The following is a 14,630-nucleotide window of genomic DNA, read 5'->3' on the forward strand; positions in this document are numbered from 1 at the left end:
CGGATAATCGTATGAAAACCGCACAAGAGTTCCGCGCTGGCCAGGTTGCCAACATCAATGGCACCCCCTGGGTAATCCAGAAGGCCGAGTTCAACAAATCCGGCCGTAACTCTGCGGTCGTCAAGATGAAGCTGAAGAACCTGCTGACCGGCGCCGGCACCGAGACCGTGTTCAAGGCCGACGACAAGCTGGAGCCGATCATCCTCGATCGCAAGGAAGTGACCTACTCCTACTTCGCGGACCCGCTGTATGTCTTCATGGACACCGAGTTCAACCAGTACGAGATCGAAAAGGGCGACCTGGAAGGCGTGCTGACCTTCATCGAAGACGGCATGACCGACGTCTGCGAAGCCGTTTTCTACAACGAGAAAGTCATTTCCGTTGAACTGCCGACCACCATCGTTCGCGAAATCGTCTACACCGAGCCGTCTGTCCGTGGTGACACCTCCGGTAAAGTGATGAAGACCGCCCGCCTGAAGAACGGTGCTGAAGTCCAGGTTTCCGCCTTCTGCGAAATCGGCGACTCGATCGAAATCGATACCCGCACTGGCGAGTACAAGTCCCGCGTCAAGGCCTGAGCCTGATCCGAGACAGAAAAAAGCCCGGCTTATGCCGGGCTTTTTCGTTTCTGCGGTTTGGGATCGTGAGCGCTGTATCAGACGCTGACGTTCAGGCGCACGTCGATATTGCCGCGAGTAGCGTTGGAGTAGGGGCAGACCTGGTGGGCCTTGGCGACCAGCTCTTCGGCCTCGGCCTGGTCCAGGCCCGGCAGGTTGATGTTCAGCTCCACTTCCAGACCGAAGCCGCCGGGGATCTGGCCGATGCCGACCTTGCCGGTGATCGAGGCGTCCGCCGGGATCTGCTTCTTGCTCTGGCTGGCAACGAACTTGATGGCGCCGATGAAGCAGGCCGAGTAGCCGGCAGCGAACAGCTGTTCCGGGTTGGTCGCTTCGCCGCCCGCGCCGCCCAGTTCACGCGGGGTGGACAGTTTCACGTCGAGGATGCCGTCCGAGGAAACGGCGCGGCCATCACGGCCTCCGGTGGCGGTAGCGGTGGCGGTGTAGAGGGCTTTGATGGTTTGCATGGTGGTCTCCGGTTCGCTGTCAGGTGTGTCTGGTCGGGAATGTCTTGCTGCTTAATATCTTGTGCGCTAATCAGTTAGTGAGGTCAAATTTAGTTCGATTTAATTTAGCGCGCAAGATAATTATTGGAAGATTTCTGACTAAGGAACCTGCAGCTTTGGCATAAGCCCCGGATTACGGGGCTTGCAGATGTCCGCGCAGGTCCACGAGCTCCTCCTGAAGGCGCTTCAGACTGCCCAACGTTAGACCGCTGCTGGCCAGGATGCAGGCCGGAATGCTCTCCGCCCGTCGGCGCAGATCACGGCCCTTTTCGGTCAGGCGCAGCTGCACTACGCGTTCGTCCGCCTGGCTGCGGGTGCGGGTTATCAGGCCTTCGGCTTCCAGGCGCTTGAGCAGGGGGGTGAGCGAGCCGGGGTCGGTGAGCATGCGCGAGCTGATTTCGCCCACGGTGATGCCGTCTTCTTCCCACAGCACCAGCATGGCGATGTACTGCGGGTAGGTGAGGCCCAGCTCTTGCAGCAGGGGTTTGTAGACCTTGGTCATCTGCAGGGAGGTGGAGTAGAGGGCGAAGCACAGCTGGTTATCCAGCTTGAGGGTTTCGCAGGTCGGGTCTTGCTGGGTCATGGCGTGCTCCTGCCCGGGGTGCTCGAAGCGAAGAGGTGATTGCGCATTAATTTAGCGCGATGGTTAATTCTTGAACAGCGCTTCCGCAAGCGCAGCATCCCAGGGGGGCGGGAAACCGAAACGCTCCAGCAGGAAGGCCAGCAGACGTTCGCTGCGTGGATGCGTGCCGCGCTCCAGGCGCAATGCGTGGATGACGCCGGGCTCCGGCTCGGGAAGGCCGTTCTCGCAGAACAATGGCAGGAGCTGGCCGCTGATCAGGTATTCGCTGCATAGCCAGGTGGGCAGGTGAGCGAGGCCGATGCCTTGCAGCGCACCTTCCACCAGCGTTTCGGCATTGTTGGCGGTCATGCGCAGTCGGCGTGGACGCAGGTGCTGCAGCTTGCCGTCGATGAGAAAACGCCAGGCCAGCGGCGGCGCCAGGCCTTCCCAATCGAGGCCGATATGCTCCGATAGCTCCAATGGTGAGGCCGGTCTGGCGTGCTGCTGCAGGTAGGTGGGGCTGGCGCAGACGATACGCCGCATGGGCGCCAGACGCGTGGCAACCAGGCGGCTGTCGGGCAGGGTGCCGATGCGCAGCACCAGGTCGACCTGGCCGAGGTTTTCCCCGCGGGTGTCGGTGAAGCTGTCGATCAGCCGCAGTTGCACGTCCAGGCCGGGGTTGGCGGTGAGGAAGTCCGCCAGCGCCGGTGCCAGGTGGCGGCGACCGAAGGGCACCGGCGCGTCGATGCGGATCAGGCCTTCCGGCGCGGTGCTCAGGGACACCGCTTCCGCTCGCGCCTGGCGCAGCTCATTGACTATCCGCCGCGCCCGCTCGGCGAACGCCAGGCCTGCCGGCGTGGCGCGCACGTTGTGGGTGCTGCGCACCAGCAGGGTGGAACCCAATCCCTGCTCCAGTGCGTCCATGCGCCGTGCCACAGCGGAAGGGGTGAGTTGGCGCAGGCGGCCGGCGGCGGAGAAGCTGCCGTTGTCGAGCACGTCCAGGTAGAGGTCGAGCTGGTCTTCGAGGCTGGAAGGAGTCATGGTGCGTTGTGGTTTTGCGAAAAAGACAAAGCCATTGTGCTGCGCTTTGCGTTTCCCATCCAGCCGGAGTTTTCTAGCATGGACGCCTCGTTGTGGAGGTGCGTCATGTGGGATCTGGTCTTGGACTTTCTGCTCGGCGTCTTACTGGGCAGCCTGGGTGGACTGTTTGGTATCGGCGGCGGGCTGCTGGCGATTCCGGCGCTGGGCGTGCTGTTCGGGCTGGATCAGCAGCTGGCGCAGGGCACCGCGCTGGTGATGGTGGTGCCGAACGTGCTGCTGGCGATCTGGCGCTATCACCAGCGCAATCGAATCGATTTCGCTCCGGCCGGCGTCCTGGCGCTGACCGGCCTGGTCTGCGCGTTCTTTGCGTCCAGCATTGCGGTGAACCTGGATGCTCGCAGCATGCGTGCCGCCTTTGTGGTCTTCCTCGTGCTGCTGGCGCTGTATCTGCTGGTGCGTCTGTTCCAGCGCGTTCCCCTGGGCGGCAGCACGCCGCGCTACGGCTTGCCGTGGATCGGCGTGCTGGGGCTGGGTGCTGGTTCTCTCGGCGGGCTGTTCGGCGTGGGCGGTGGTGTGCTGGCGACACCGGTGCTGACCTCCGTCTTCGGCCTGACCCAGGTGATTGCCCAGGGTCTGGCGCTGGCGCTGGCGGCGCCCAGCACGGGGGTAGCGTTGGCGACCTATGCAGCGCATGGCCACGTGGACTGGCGCATGGGCAGCGCGCTGGCGCTGGGCGGACTGGTGAGCATTTCCTGGGGCGTACGCCTGGCCCATGCGCTGCCCGAGCGTCAGCTGCGTCTGGCCTTCAGCGCTTTCCTGATCGTCTGCGCAGTGCTGCTGGCAGTTCGTTGAGCCGTGTTACGAACGGAAGCCTTCGACGATGTACTCGGCCAGCTTGTCGGTCACCGGGGTCATCTTCTGCCCGCGTAGCAGCACGATGCTGGCGTTGGGGAGCATTGGCAGGCCCTCGTCCTCGCCGATGATGCGCAGATTGCCAGTGAGCAGACTCTGCAGTTGAGCCGTGACCGCCAGCCCCGCGCTGGCCACGGCGAACAGCGCCGACAGGCTCGGGCTGCTGTAGGCGATGCGGTAGTCCACTTCCATCGCCTCCAGCGCATTGCAGGCCCAGGCGCGGCAGAAGCAGGCGGTGTTGAACATCGCCAGCGGCAGTGGGCGCTGCTCCTGCGGGCAGAAGCTCTCGGCCGCCATCCAGACGAAGGACTCCTGGCGCAGCAACTGGCCGATCTCGGTACCCGGCTCGCGGGTGACGATGGAAAGGTCCAGGTCGTTGCGCATCAGCAACTGCGCGGACGACTCGCAGTGCACTTCGACCTGCACCAGCGGGTAGGCCTCGGCGAAGCGCGAGAGAATACTGGGCAGGAAACGCATTACATAGTCGTCGGGTGTGCCGATCTTCACCGAGCCGACCATGTGTGGCTGGCGGAAGGTGTTGAACACCTCGCCTTGCAGCCGCAGGATGCGCCGCGCGTAGCCCAGCAGGATTTGTCCCTCCGGCGTCAGTCGGACTTGGCGGCCGTCGCGCTCGAACAGGCTGCGTTCCAGCACGTCTTCTTCCAGGCGTTTCATCTGCATGCTTACCGCCGACTGGGTGCGGTTGACCATCTCGGCTGCGCGGGTGAAGCCGCCGTGGTCGGCGATGGCGACGAAGGTGCGCAGCAGTTCGCTATCGATGCTGGGGAAGCTGCTCATTCATCAATCTCCGAGATGGGTCGCATAAGAATGATTCGTTGGATTGATCTTAGCGCGAGCGGGAAACTGCATCCAACCCCACAGGGAGGAAAGCATGATGAAAGGTCAACTTGGTTTCGTAGCAGCGTCCTACCATGTCCACAAAGTCTCCCCCGTTCCGCTTTGGAAGCGCGCCATGCAACGTGTCCTGCATTGGCACGAACTGGCCCGCCAGCGTCGTGAGCTGGCGACCATGAGTGATGAGGCGCTCAAGGATATCGGCCTGAGCCGCGCGGACATCCAGCAGGAAGTCGAGCGCCCGTTCTGGATGGATTATGTCCGCCGTTGAGTTGCTCCATTTGAACTGACCGGGTGGCATGGCCCTCGCCGTGTCGCCCGCGTCCATGACTGCAGAACCATGACAAGGAAGCCCATGTCCACGCCGTATCACCTCGCTCAGGTCAACATCGCCAAGGCCCGTGCCCCGTTGGATCATCCCCTGATGAAAGGCTTCGTCGACCAGCTCGATCACATCAATGCCCTCGCCGAGCGCAGCCCCGGTTTCGTCTGGCGCCTGCAGACGGAGGAGGGCGATGCCACCTCGATTCGCGTCTACGACGACCCGCTGATCATCGTCAACCTGTCGCTGTGGGAGTCGGTCGAGGCGCTCAAGGATTACGTCTACACCGGCGAGCATCTGCAGGTACTGCGCAGCAAACGCGACTGGATGGAGCGCCTGCCTTCGCCAAGCCTCGCGCTGTGGTGGCTGCCCGAAGGCGAGCTGCCGGATGTGGCGATGGCCCGCGACCGCCTGGAGCGTCTGCGGCTGGAGGGCCCCTCGGCGGAGGTCTTCACCTTCGCACGTCCCTTCCCGGTACCCACGTCGCTCGGGGAACCCGCCTGATGCAGTCAGGCGCTGCGATTGGCTTTACGCTCTAGGGCTCGCCCAGACCCGGAGTCCACGATGCCGACCGTCGAATCCCTGTCCCTCAAGCAGGCCCGCCGCCTCGCCCTGGCTGCCCAGGGCTTCACCCTGCGCAAGCCTGGCGGCGAGGTGCAGCGCCGCCATGTGCGAAGCCTGCTGGAACGACTGGGCGTCCTGCAGATCGACTCGGTGAACGCGCTGGTGCGCTCGCACTATCTGCCGTTGTTCTCGCGGCTGGGCCATTACTCTCCCACGCTGCTGGAAGAGGCTGCCTGGAGCGGCGGACGGCATCGCCGGTTGTTCGAATACTGGGGGCATGAAGCTTCGTTGCTGCCGCTGGAGCTCTATCCCCTTATGCGCTGGCGCATGCGTCGCGCGGCCGAGGGACGTGGCATCTACCAGCAACTGGCGCGCTTCGGGCGCGAGCAGCAACCGGTGATCCAGCGGGTACTCAGTGCCGTGCGCGAACAGGGCGCGCTGGGGGCCGGCAGCCTGACCACCCGCGAGGAGCGTGCCGGCCCCTGGTGGGACTGGAGCGACGAGAAGCACGCGCTGGAGTGGTTGTTCGCCGCGGGTGAGGTGACGGTCGCCGGGCGGCGCGGTTTCGAGCGTCTGTACGACTTGCCGGAGCGAGTCCTCCCGACCGACCTGCTGCAGCAACCCGAACTGCATGAAGACGAGGCTCAGCGCCAACTGCTGCTGCATTCGGCACAGGCGCTGGGCGTGGCTACCGAGAAAGATCTGCGCGATTACTTCCGCCTGGACCCTGCCGACAGCAAAGCGCGGCTGGCCGAGCTGGTGGAGGAGGGTGAGTTGTTGCCGGTGCAGGTCCAGGGTTGGCAGGCGCCAGCCTACTGTCTGGCGAACCCGGTGATTCCGCGCAAGGTGCGCGCCAGTGCCTTGCTCTCGCCGTTCGATTCACTGGTATGGGAGCGCGCCCGCACCGAGCGTCTGTTCGACTTCCGCTATCGCCTGGAGATCTACACGCCTCAGCACAAGCGGGTGTACGGCTACTACGTGTTGCCGTTCCTGTTCGACGAGCACCTGGCCGCGCGGGTCGATCTGCGCTCCGATCGCGCCTCCGGGAAGCTGGTGGTGCATGCCGTCCATGAGGAAGAAAAGGGGCTGAGCGAAGAGGGACACGTCGCGCTGGCGCAGCAATTGGGCGAGATGGCGGGTTGGCTCGGCCTGGAGCGGGTGGTGGTGAACTGCCGGCGGCCGTCCGGCGAACGCCTGCAAGAGCTGCTGGCGCGGGCCTGAAAAGAAACGGGCCTCCGCAGAGGCCCGTCGGGATCACTTGCCGCTGGCGATGCGCTGGCGGATATGGTCCGCGCGCTGCTGCGAGCCGGGGTGCGAGTCGAACATGCTGCTCTCCTTGCCGCCGCTCAACTTGGCTAATTTGTCGAAGGCGGTGGCCAGGCCTTCAAGCGGGATGCCGCGCTTCTTCAGCAGGTCGAAGGAGTAGTCGTCGGCTGCCGATTCCTGGGACTGGGAGAATTGCGCATTGACCAGTGCTTCGCCGATCTCGCCCAGCTGCGACTGCGACAACGCGGATACGGTGGCATTGCCGGAGGCGGCAGCGGCGTTGCGTGCGGCAGCGGCTGCGTAGGCGGTCTGGGTGGCCTTCTTGATGTGGCCCAGGGCGACGTGGCCGATCTCGTGGCCGAGCACGCCTTCCACCTCGTTGTCGTTCATCAGGTCCATCAGGCCGGAGTAAACGCGTACGCAGCCGTTGGCCATGGCGAAGGCGTTGACGTCGTCGGTGAGGTAGACCTTGTAGTTGACCGCGGTGCCGTTGAGCGGGTTGCCCAGAGCGGCAGCGATCTTGTCCAGGCGCTGGGTGTAGGGGCTGTTGGTCGGGGCGATCTGCGCTTCAGCGTCCTGTTTGGCGCAGGCTTCATCGGCGACCTGCTTGATTTCGGCGTCGCTCAGGGTGGCGGCTTTCATCGCCATCATGCCGGACTGCACGAGGCTGTCGGTGTTCATGTTCTGGCAGCCGGAGAGCGCGGCGGTGGCGCCGATGAGGAGCGCGAGCAGGGAGCGGTGCAGTTGCATCGGTATCTTCCTTGGTTGACGGTTTCCATGGCGCGGCGACTGCCGCGCGGGGCGCCACTCTAGGTAGGCGCCCCGGCATCGTCAATTGCAGAAGTGGTTTTAGGGCTGCTCCGAGACCTGTGTCGGATTCAGCGGCGAACCTGTTTCAGGGTTTCCGCGATGAGGAAGGCCAGCTCCAGCGACTGGTCCGCGTTCAGGCGCGGATCGCAATGGGTATGGTAGCGATCGCTCAGGCCATCCTCGGTGATCGGCCGCGCGCCGCCGATGCACTCGGTGACATTTTGCCCGGTCATCTCGATGTGGATGCCGCCGGCGTAGCTGCCCTCGGCCTGATGCACCTCGAAGAACTGCCGGACCTCGGTGAGGATGCGCGCGAAGTCGCGGGTCTTGTAGCCGCTGGAGGCCTTGATGGTGTTGCCGTGCATGGGGTCGGAACTCCACAGCACCTGCTTGCCTTCGCGCTGCACGGTCTGGATCAGGCGCGGCAGGCCGTCGCCGACCTTGTCCGCGCCCATGCGCACGATGAGGTTGAGGCGGCCGGGGTCGTTGTCCGGGTTGAGGATGTCGATCAGGCGGATCAACTCCTCGCTGTCCATGCTCGGGCCGACCTTCACGCCGATGGGGTTGCCAACGCCGCGCAGCATCTCCACGTGGGCGCCATCGAGCTGGCGGGTTCGGTCGCCGATCCACAGCATGTGCGCCGAGCAGTCGTACCAACCGCCGGTGAGACTGTCGCGACGGATGAAGGCTTCCTCGTAGTTCAGCAGCAGCGCTTCGTGGGCGGTGAAGAAACTGGTCTCGCGCAGTTGCGGCGCAGTATCCAGGCCGCAGGCGCGCATGAAAGCGAGGGTCTCGTCGATGCGGTCGGCCAGTTGCTGGTAGCGCTCGGACAGCGCCGAGTTGGCGATGAAGTCCAGGTTCCACTGGTGTACCTGGTGCAGGTCGGCGAAGCCGCCGCCGGCGAAGGCGCGCAGAAGGTTCAGCGACGCGGTGGACTGATGGTAGGCCTGCAGCAGGCGTTCCGGGTCTGGCACGCGGCTCTTCTCGTCGAAGCCGATGCCGTTGACGATGTCCCCACGGTAGGCGGGCAGGGTCACGCCACCGATGGTTTCATCGTTGGCTGAGCGCGGCTTGGCGAACTGCCCGGCCATGCGCCCGACTTTCACCACCGGACAGCCGGCGGCAAAGGTCATCACCACGGCCATCTGCAGCAGCACCTTGAAGGTGTCGCGGATCTTCGCCGCGGAGAACTCGGCGAAGCTTTCTGCGCAGTCACCGCCCTGCAGCAGGAACGCACGGCCGGCGGTGACCTCGGCGAATTGCCGGCGCAGCTCGCGTGCCTCGCCGGCGAACACCAGCGGCGGGAAGCTGGCCAGGGTGCGCTCGACTTCGCTCACGCGGTTGGCGTCGGGGTAGGCGGGCTGTTGCTGGATCGGCTTGCTTCTCCAGCTATCGGGGCTCCAGGGCAGGCTCATCGGCGGGGTCTTCGCGGCTGTGGACGGTATCCGCCCATGGTATCAGCTCGGCTTTTGCCCCGCGCGTGGTCGCTGGCGCGTGAGGAAGAGGGGGACATCCTTGTCCAGGGGAACACGGGTCTTCGCGACTCGTTGGCGCGATCAGCCGCCTGCGCAGCACGCGGGTGCGAACTGATGTGGGAAAGGGTGTCGTTGGGCGGGATCGCGAAGGGCGTTGCGCTGGAGCATGCTCGGTTGTGCCTCTTGGGCTGTTATTCTTGCGCCTTTGCCGACCGGGCGGTCGTGGCTGGCCGTCTTGATTCGAAGGATTATTGCGTGCGCGAGCCCCTGTATTTCAATGGCAATCCGTGCCGTTCGCTGCTCCTGGCGGACCGCATTGTCACGGCCGTTTCTGCCGGGAACCGGCCATGAGCGAGGAACTGCTGAGCGAAGAGTTGCTGATCGTCGAGGAGCGCGATGACTTCGGCGTAATCCGTGTCGTGGAGAGCGGCGCTTTCCGCTACCTGGAGTTCGGCGACGAGGTCGAGCAGAGCTGCGTGCTGATGGGCGATCCGAGCTGGCTGGAGTATGACTACTCGCGCGCCATGCTGGTCGGTGCGTTGTGCCATGCGCGCCCGCGCCGGGCGCTGTTCCTCGGTTTCGGCGCGGGTAGCCTGACCCAGGCCTGCCTGAAGTACCTGCCGCTGGAAGAGGTGGAGGCCATCGAGCTGCGCCCCTCCATCCCGCGCCTGGCCCGCGAGCACCTCGGGCTGGTGGAAGACCAGCGCCTGAACCTCCGCATCGGCGACGCCGTGCAGGAGCTTGCCGAGTGCGAGCCTGCGGACCTGATCTTCCTCGATCTCTACACCGATACCGGGCCGGCGCCGGCGCACATCGGCTGGGATTTCCTCGGAGCCTGTCGCGAGCGCTTGAAGCCCGGCGGCTGGCTGGTGATCAACCAGTGGAGCACCGACGATGGCCGGCCTCTGGGCGCTGCATTGCTGCGGGGGCGCTTCAACCGGCACTACTGGGAATGCCCGGTGCCGGAGGGCAACGTGATCGTCTTCGTCCCTGCCGAACTGGACCAGGAACTGAACCTGCGCGGCCTGAAGAAACGCGTCGGCCAGCTGGAGCCGAAGCTGGGCTATTCGCTGCGCACCTACATCGAGTCACTGCGCCCGGCGCAGTGACTCTCCGCATCCCTCAAGGGATCTGGTAGCTGAAGGCGAAGTTCAGCCGCGGGCTGCGCTCGTTGTTATCCAGCGCACGGTCACCGAATGGCTTGGCGACTTCCATCGATACCAGGTAGTGCTTGCGGTTGGAGAAGCGCACGCCCAGCGCCGCCGAGCCGAGCTTGCCTTCGCTCAGGCCGTCCTGGTTGTAGCGGGTGCGCGCGGTGTCGACGACGAAGTACGGCTGGATCTGGTTGAGCACCACGCTCTGCCGCAGGAAGGAATAGTTCACCTCGTAGGAGGCGCCCCAGCCCTTGTCGCCGCTGGCCTGGTCGTCCGGATAGCCGCGGCCGAAGTTGCCGCCGCCATAGGTGACCTGCTCGGAATCGGGCAGCACGTCGTCGCTCCACTGGAAGGCAGCGCTGACTACGCCCTGCCAGTTGGAGCCGAACTGGTCCTGCTGCGCGCCAAAGCCGAGCAGGCGGGTGAAGTTCTTCTTGATCGGCTCCGGCGCTTCCGCGCCCATGCCGTTAAGGCCCTGGTAAACCGCCACGCTGCCGGCGCGCACGCGCTTCTCGGCGAACTGCTGGACGACGGTTTCAATGCCCACTACGCGAAGTTTGCTCTTCTGTTCGATGCGGAAGGGGATGGCCGGGTAGACCAGGTCGTAGGTGCTGGTGTCGTTGACCGTGTAGCCGCGCAGGTTGAGGTCCCAGGTCAGGTCGCGGCGCAGTACCAGCGGGATGCCCAGGCCGGCGCTGACTCGCTCGTTCTGCCGCTTGCGCTCGAACTCCAGGCCGCTGGCCAGGCGCAGGTTCTCGCCGGGGCGCGAGTTGTACTTGCTGTAGCCGGCCAGCAGCTGCAGGCCGTTGTCACCCAGCAACTGGCTGTAGTTCCAGGCGCGGTAATACTCGTGGTCGTCGCCGGGCGGGTAGAGGTAGCTGAACTGCAGCTGCTCGCCCCAGCCGAGCATCGACATCACCTCGGCGTTGAACAGGCCGCGCTGCTCGCCGCGGCGCGAGTCAAGGTTCATCCCGGTATCGAAGCGCTTCTGCTTGCCGGCCAGTTCCAGCACGGCGCCGCCGTCGTTGGTGGTGGGCGGATTGAGCGCCATGGCCATCTGCATGCCCGGCACCCGGCTCATCAGCACGCTGAAGCGCTCGAAGGTTTCGCGAGTCAGGGGTTTTTCCGCCTTCAGCTTCTCGATCCAGCGGTCGACGCGCATCTGGTGTACACCCAGGTCGCCCGCGGCGCGGACCTGGCTGATATGGCCCTCGACCAGCACGATGCGCGCGACACCGCTGCGGAAGTCCTGGTTGGGCACGTAAGCGAAGGAGATGAAGTAACCGTCGTCCTGGTAACGCTGGGTAATGGCCTTGGCCGCGGCCACCAGTTCGCTGACTGCGATGGTGCGCTTGGTCAGGGGCTCCAGCAGGGGTTTCCAGGTTGCGACTGGGTAGTGCTTGCCGCCGGCCAGTTCGATGCGCTTGATGCGGATGCGCTGCTGGAGGATCTGGGCGGGCTGGGTGGCCGAAGGTTCCGGCGCGGTGACCTTGGGGGCGCTGGGGCGAATGTCGCCGCCAGGAAGGTTGGGGCGGGGCAGTGTCTGTTCGATATCGGAGCCGGGGAGCTGGATGGGGCGCTCGGCCCAGGCGAAAGGTGCAGCCAACAACAGGGGCAGGACAGCAAGTTTGCGCATCTGGCTCCTCCATGAGACCGACTTCGATAAAGGACCAGGAGCCGTGGGCGGCTCCTGGTAACCACAGTATGGGTGTAATTCGGATTATTGCTTGGGCGTACCGATCGCCAATCCACCACCCAGTCCGCCGGTCACACCACCCAGCGCGCCACCCACGGCGCCCAGCGTATTGCCCAGCAGGCCTCCCTGACCGCTGGTACCGCCAGTCGTACCGGCGCCTGCGCCGACCGCCACGCCCGAACCCTGGGTGTTGCTGCCGATGCCCACGCCTGCCCCGGCGACCAGGCCGCCGCCACCGGTGAGGCTGCTGGTCACGCCGCCGAGAGTGCCGGCGACACCGTTGACCAGACCACCCACCGGGTTGCTGCCGCCAGTGGCGCCCCCCAGAGAGCCGGTGAGGCCGCCCACTGCGCCGGTCACGCCGCTGACCAAGCCGCCCACCGGGTTGCTCCCGCCGGTGGCGCCGCCCAGGGAGCCGGTAAGGCCGCCCACTGCACCGGTCACGCCGCTGACTACACCCCCCACCGGATTACTGCCACCGGCAGCGCCGCCCAGCGAGCCGGTGACGCTGCCCAGCAGTCCGCCGCCGGGGTTGCTGCCATTGACCAAGCCGCCGGAAGCGCTGACGGCCTGACCCACATTGCTGACGACTCCGCCGACCGGCGCCAGAGCAGGATTTGCACTGGCCACCTGGTTGCCTGTCTGGGTCACAACGCCGCCGACGGTGGTCAACAGGTTGTTCACCGGCGTTCCCAGTCCGGTGGCGGCGCCGACGCCGCGAGTGGTTCCTTCGACCGTGCCGACCAGACCGGCGGTGGTTCCGCTCAACTGGGTGGTCAGTTGGCTCAGTGGGCCGGTGGTGACCGCGCCACTGAGGGAATCGCCGAGCATGGTGATCTTGCCGCCGACGCCATCCACCAGGCCGCCGACCTGGCCGGTCAGGCCGTTGAGCGGAGTATTGGCCAGCACCGGCGCATCGCCGATGGCGGCCACGGTATCGCCCAGGCTGCTGACTGCGCCACCGGTGTGGCTGACCAGACCTGTGGCGCCAGCGACGGTAGTCCCGATGGCATTGGGGTTGTTACCCAGTTGGCCGAGGCCGTTGGTGACGCCGGTGCCGACGCTGTCTACCCCGGCGCCGACTTCCTGGACCAGGGTGCCGGCGTTCTGCGTGACTCCGTTGCCCAGTAGCGGCAGGTCGACGGTCTTCACTACGGCGCCGACGGTGCCCACCGTGTCGCCGACATTGGAGACCGCTTCGCCGGTATTGGTCAGGATATTGCCGGTGGTGCTCGCCGGCGGGGGAGTGGTGGTGCCGCCGTCGGTGCCTCCATTGTCGCCGCCACCTGTGCCACCTGTGCCACCCGTACCACCGGTGCCACCGGTTCCGCCCGTGCCGCCTGTGCCACCACCGGTTCCCCCGGTGCCGCCGCCGGTGCCGCCACTGCCGCCGCTGCCATCTCCGCCGGAACCGGAACCGGAACCGTCATCGGTAGTGCTGCTATCGGACGCGCGGTGATGACTGCTGCCGCCGTGGCTGCTGCAACCTTGCAGGGAGAGCGCAACGACGAGAAGGGAAAGTGCGAAAACACGAATCGGACCTGACATAGCGAATTCCTCCATGAGAACGTCAGTCAGCTGGCTGCCCGGTTCGGTATCCCGGCGAGTCGCTGCGCTGCTCTGGAGTCAGTTCTAGAGGTTTGTTTTCAGGCGCGAAATTGGAACTTGTATATAGCCGTTTTGTGTTTGGCAGGTCATTGAATCAAAAGGGAAAACTAAAGGATTATGGCGACTTGCCAGGCGTTTTTAATACCTTGGATATAGTGCTTTTCGCACGATGGTTCCGTTTTGCAATTTCGTGCTGCGCTCATTTGCCTCGGAATTGGCCTTCCCGTCGCTCCAGCATGGCATTCAAACCCTCCTGCGCATCCTCGGTGGACAGCAGTTCGCTGGCCATCTCCGGCAACAGTCGCGCCGCTGCCTCCTCGCCTTCATCGAGGCTGCGGCGCGCGGAGGCCAGGGTTGCGCGGATGCCCAGCGGCGCCTGGGAGGCAACTCGCTGGGCCAGCCAGAGTGCGCGGGGCATCAGCTCTTCCGGCGCGGTGACTTCTTGCACCAGGCCTATGCGATACGCCTCGTGGGCGTCGAAGGGATCGCCGGTGAGCAGCCAGCGCATCGCGTTGCCCCAGCCGGCCACCTGATGCATGCGCAGGGTGGCGCCGCCGAAGGGAAAGATGCCGCGTTGCACTTCGAGCTGGGCAAAGCGCGCATTACTGGCGCACAGGTTGATATCGGCGGCGAGCATCAATTCGATGCCCAGGGTGAAGCAGTAGCCCTGTGCAGCCACCAGCAGCGGCTTGGTCAGGCGCCGGCCGCCGAAGGTGCCCCAGGGATCGGCCGAGCCTTCGGGCATGGTCCAGCCGGTGCGAAAGGTCTCGCCGATGTTGGCCAGGTCCAGGCCGGCAGTAAAGTGATCACCATGGGCGAAAACCAGGGCGCAGCGCAGGTCGTCGTCGCGCTCGTACTCGCCGAAGGCCAGCACCAACTGGGTGAGCATCTCCAGGTCGAAGGCGTTGCGCTTGTCGACCCGGTTCAGGCCGAGCAGCAGGATGTGGTCATGGCGTTCGACGGTGATGCGCGGTGCGCTGCTGGCGGTCATTGGCGGGCTCCGGTCGGGTGGCTTGCACGGTATAGCCGGCAGGCACGGGGTTGTCCATGGAACGACCGTTCGCCGGCCATGTTCCGAAAAGAAACACATTGGTCAGGTTTTTCCGGTATGATACGCGCCGGCCAAACGCTGGCCTCGTTTCGGATCCCGCATTCTCCCGCAGTTTCACACTCGGGCTATGTGTCCGCAGTGCGGACTTCCTTGACGCATTCTTCCAATCTTCATTTCGCAAATCCCCGCTT

15 protein-coding genes are annotated in these 14,630 nt (G+C 65.0%); 6 read left to right on the plus strand and 9 right to left on the minus strand.

The window, feature by feature from the left end; genetic code table 11:
• Nucleotides 1–11: 11 nt before the first annotated feature.
• Nucleotides 12–578, plus strand: a complete 567-nt coding sequence (efp, locus tag IB274_RS15665; RefSeq protein WP_138521874.1) for an elongation factor P — start codon at nt 12–14, stop codon at nt 576–578.
• Nucleotides 579–655: 77 nt separating this feature from the next.
• Here efp and IB274_RS15670 read toward each other — a convergent pair whose 3' ends face one another.
• The 3 genes from IB274_RS15670 to IB274_RS15680 all read right to left on the minus strand — a co-directional run bounded on the left by IB274_RS15670 (nt 656) and on the right by IB274_RS15680 (nt 2,726).
• Entirely contained in the window at nt 656–1,084 is a 429-nt protein-coding gene (locus IB274_RS15670; protein WP_138214829.1) for an organic hydroperoxide resistance protein, read from the minus strand.
• A 172-nt stretch (nt 1,085–1,256) separates the two neighbouring features.
• On the minus strand, nt 1,257–1,706 hold the full coding sequence (locus IB274_RS15675; RefSeq protein WP_192432852.1) for a MarR family winged helix-turn-helix transcriptional regulator: 450 nt from the start codon (nt 1,704–1,706) through the stop codon (nt 1,257–1,259).
• 63 nt (nt 1,707–1,769) lie between these two features.
• Nucleotides 1,770–2,726 carry a LysR family transcriptional regulator gene (locus IB274_RS15680; RefSeq protein WP_192432853.1) on the minus strand — a complete coding sequence of 319 codons (957 nt, stop codon included), beginning with the start codon at nt 2,724–2,726 and terminating at the stop codon, nt 1,770–1,772.
• Nucleotides 2,727–2,831: 105 nt separating this feature from the next.
• On the opposite strand from IB274_RS15680, the gene IB274_RS15685 reads away from it, so the two are divergent.
• Nucleotides 2,832–3,578 carry a sulfite exporter TauE/SafE family protein gene (locus IB274_RS15685; protein WP_192432854.1) on the plus strand — a complete coding sequence of 249 codons (747 nt, stop codon included), beginning with the start codon at nt 2,832–2,834 and terminating at the stop codon, nt 3,576–3,578.
• A gap of 6 nt (nt 3,579–3,584) precedes the next feature.
• On the opposite strand, the gene IB274_RS15690 is transcribed toward IB274_RS15685, so the two are convergent.
• Nucleotides 3,585–4,436 (minus strand): LysR family transcriptional regulator, encoded by an 852-nt coding sequence (locus tag IB274_RS15690; RefSeq protein WP_192432855.1) that lies wholly within the window; start codon nt 4,434–4,436, stop codon nt 3,585–3,587.
• Nucleotides 4,437–4,530: 94 nt separating this feature from the next.
• Between IB274_RS15690 and IB274_RS15695 the strand changes: the two genes are divergently transcribed.
• The 3 genes from IB274_RS15695 (at nt 4,531) to IB274_RS15705 (ending at nt 6,600) form a co-directional block, all read left to right on the plus strand.
• Nucleotides 4,531–4,764 (plus strand): DUF1127 domain-containing protein, encoded by a 234-nt coding sequence (locus tag IB274_RS15695; protein WP_401089064.1) that lies wholly within the window; start codon nt 4,531–4,533, stop codon nt 4,762–4,764.
• A gap of 84 nt (nt 4,765–4,848) precedes the next feature.
• Complete coding sequence (locus IB274_RS15700; protein WP_192432856.1) at nt 4,849–5,319, plus strand: DUF3291 domain-containing protein; 471 nt, start codon at nt 4,849–4,851, stop codon at nt 5,317–5,319.
• Between the two features lie 60 nt (nt 5,320–5,379).
• A complete protein-coding gene (locus IB274_RS15705; protein WP_192432857.1) occupies nt 5,380–6,600 on the plus strand; it encodes a winged helix-turn-helix domain-containing protein in 1,221 nt (406 codons plus the stop codon).
• A 33-nt stretch (nt 6,601–6,633) separates the two neighbouring features.
• On the opposite strand, the gene IB274_RS15710 is transcribed toward IB274_RS15705, so the two are convergent.
• Both IB274_RS15710 and IB274_RS15715 read right to left on the minus strand, forming a co-directional pair.
• Complete coding sequence (locus IB274_RS15710; RefSeq protein WP_192432858.1) at nt 6,634–7,395, minus strand: M48 family metalloprotease; 762 nt, start codon at nt 7,393–7,395, stop codon at nt 6,634–6,636.
• A 128-nt stretch (nt 7,396–7,523) separates the two neighbouring features.
• Nucleotides 7,524–8,870, minus strand: coding sequence for a class II 3-deoxy-7-phosphoheptulonate synthase (locus IB274_RS15715; protein WP_138214821.1), 1,347 nt, complete (start codon nt 8,868–8,870; stop codon nt 7,524–7,526).
• A gap of 407 nt (nt 8,871–9,277) precedes the next feature.
• On the opposite strand from IB274_RS15715, the gene IB274_RS15720 reads away from it, so the two are divergent.
• Nucleotides 9,278–10,039, plus strand: coding sequence for a spermidine synthase (locus tag IB274_RS15720; protein ID WP_192432859.1), 762 nt, complete (start codon nt 9,278–9,280; stop codon nt 10,037–10,039).
• 13 nt (nt 10,040–10,052) lie between these two features.
• Here the strand turns inward: IB274_RS15720 and IB274_RS15725 are convergent, their stop codons facing one another.
• The 3 genes from IB274_RS15725 to IB274_RS15735 all read right to left on the minus strand — a co-directional run bounded on the left by IB274_RS15725 (nt 10,053) and on the right by IB274_RS15735 (nt 14,379).
• Nucleotides 10,053–11,720: a ShlB/FhaC/HecB family hemolysin secretion/activation protein gene (locus IB274_RS15725; RefSeq protein ID WP_192432860.1), complete on the minus strand. Its 1,668-nt coding sequence runs from the start codon at nt 11,718–11,720 to the stop codon at nt 10,053–10,055.
• An 84-nt stretch (nt 11,721–11,804) separates the two neighbouring features.
• Nucleotides 11,805–13,328 (minus strand): collagen-like triple helix repeat-containing protein, encoded by a 1,524-nt coding sequence (locus tag IB274_RS15730; RefSeq protein ID WP_192432861.1) that lies wholly within the window; start codon nt 13,326–13,328, stop codon nt 11,805–11,807.
• Between the two features lie 259 nt (nt 13,329–13,587).
• Nucleotides 13,588–14,379 carry a crotonase/enoyl-CoA hydratase family protein gene (locus tag IB274_RS15735; protein WP_192432862.1) on the minus strand — a complete coding sequence of 264 codons (792 nt, stop codon included), beginning with the start codon at nt 14,377–14,379 and terminating at the stop codon, nt 13,588–13,590.
• Nucleotides 14,380–14,630: the final 251 nt, after the last annotated feature.

The organism is Pseudomonas sp. PDM18 (assembly GCF_014852585.1).
Classification (GTDB): Bacteria; Pseudomonadota; Gammaproteobacteria; order Pseudomonadales; family Pseudomonadaceae; genus Pseudomonas.

Coding starts and splice junctions, on each gene's coding strand:
- IB274_RS15710 (WP_192432858.1), bottom strand. CDS start 7,395: ATGCAACTGCACCGCTCCCTGCTCGCGCTCCTCATCGGCGCCACCGCC.
- IB274_RS15735 (WP_192432862.1), bottom strand. CDS start 14,379: ATGACCGCCAGCAGCGCACCGCGCATCACCGTCGAACGCCATGACCAC.
- IB274_RS15680 (WP_192432853.1), bottom strand. CDS start 2,726: ATGACTCCTTCCAGCCTCGAAGACCAGCTCGACCTCTACCTGGACGTG.
- IB274_RS15670 (WP_138214829.1), bottom strand. CDS start 1,084: ATGCAAACCATCAAAGCCCTCTACACCGCCACCGCTACCGCCACCGGA.
- IB274_RS15705 (WP_192432857.1), top strand. CDS start 5,380: ATGCCGACCGTCGAATCCCTGTCCCTCAAGCAGGCCCGCCGCCTCGCC.
- IB274_RS15725 (WP_192432860.1), bottom strand. CDS start 11,720: ATGCGCAAACTTGCTGTCCTGCCCCTGTTGTTGGCTGCACCTTTCGCC.
- IB274_RS15715 (WP_138214821.1), bottom strand. CDS start 8,870: ATGAGCCTGCCCTGGAGCCCCGATAGCTGGAGAAGCAAGCCGATCCAG.
- IB274_RS15730 (WP_192432861.1), bottom strand. CDS start 13,328: ATGTCAGGTCCGATTCGTGTTTTCGCACTTTCCCTTCTCGTCGTTGCG.
- efp (WP_138521874.1), top strand. CDS start 12: ATGAAAACCGCACAAGAGTTCCGCGCTGGCCAGGTTGCCAACATCAAT.
- IB274_RS15675 (WP_192432852.1), bottom strand. CDS start 1,706: ATGACCCAGCAAGACCCGACCTGCGAAACCCTCAAGCTGGATAACCAG.
- IB274_RS15695 (WP_401089064.1), top strand. CDS start 4,531: ATGATGAAAGGTCAACTTGGTTTCGTAGCAGCGTCCTACCATGTCCAC.
- IB274_RS15700 (WP_192432856.1), top strand. CDS start 4,849: ATGTCCACGCCGTATCACCTCGCTCAGGTCAACATCGCCAAGGCCCGT.
- IB274_RS15690 (WP_192432855.1), bottom strand. CDS start 4,436: ATGAGCAGCTTCCCCAGCATCGATAGCGAACTGCTGCGCACCTTCGTC.
- IB274_RS15720 (WP_192432859.1), top strand. CDS start 9,278: ATGAGCGAGGAACTGCTGAGCGAAGAGTTGCTGATCGTCGAGGAGCGC.
- IB274_RS15685 (WP_192432854.1), top strand. CDS start 2,832: ATGTGGGATCTGGTCTTGGACTTTCTGCTCGGCGTCTTACTGGGCAGC.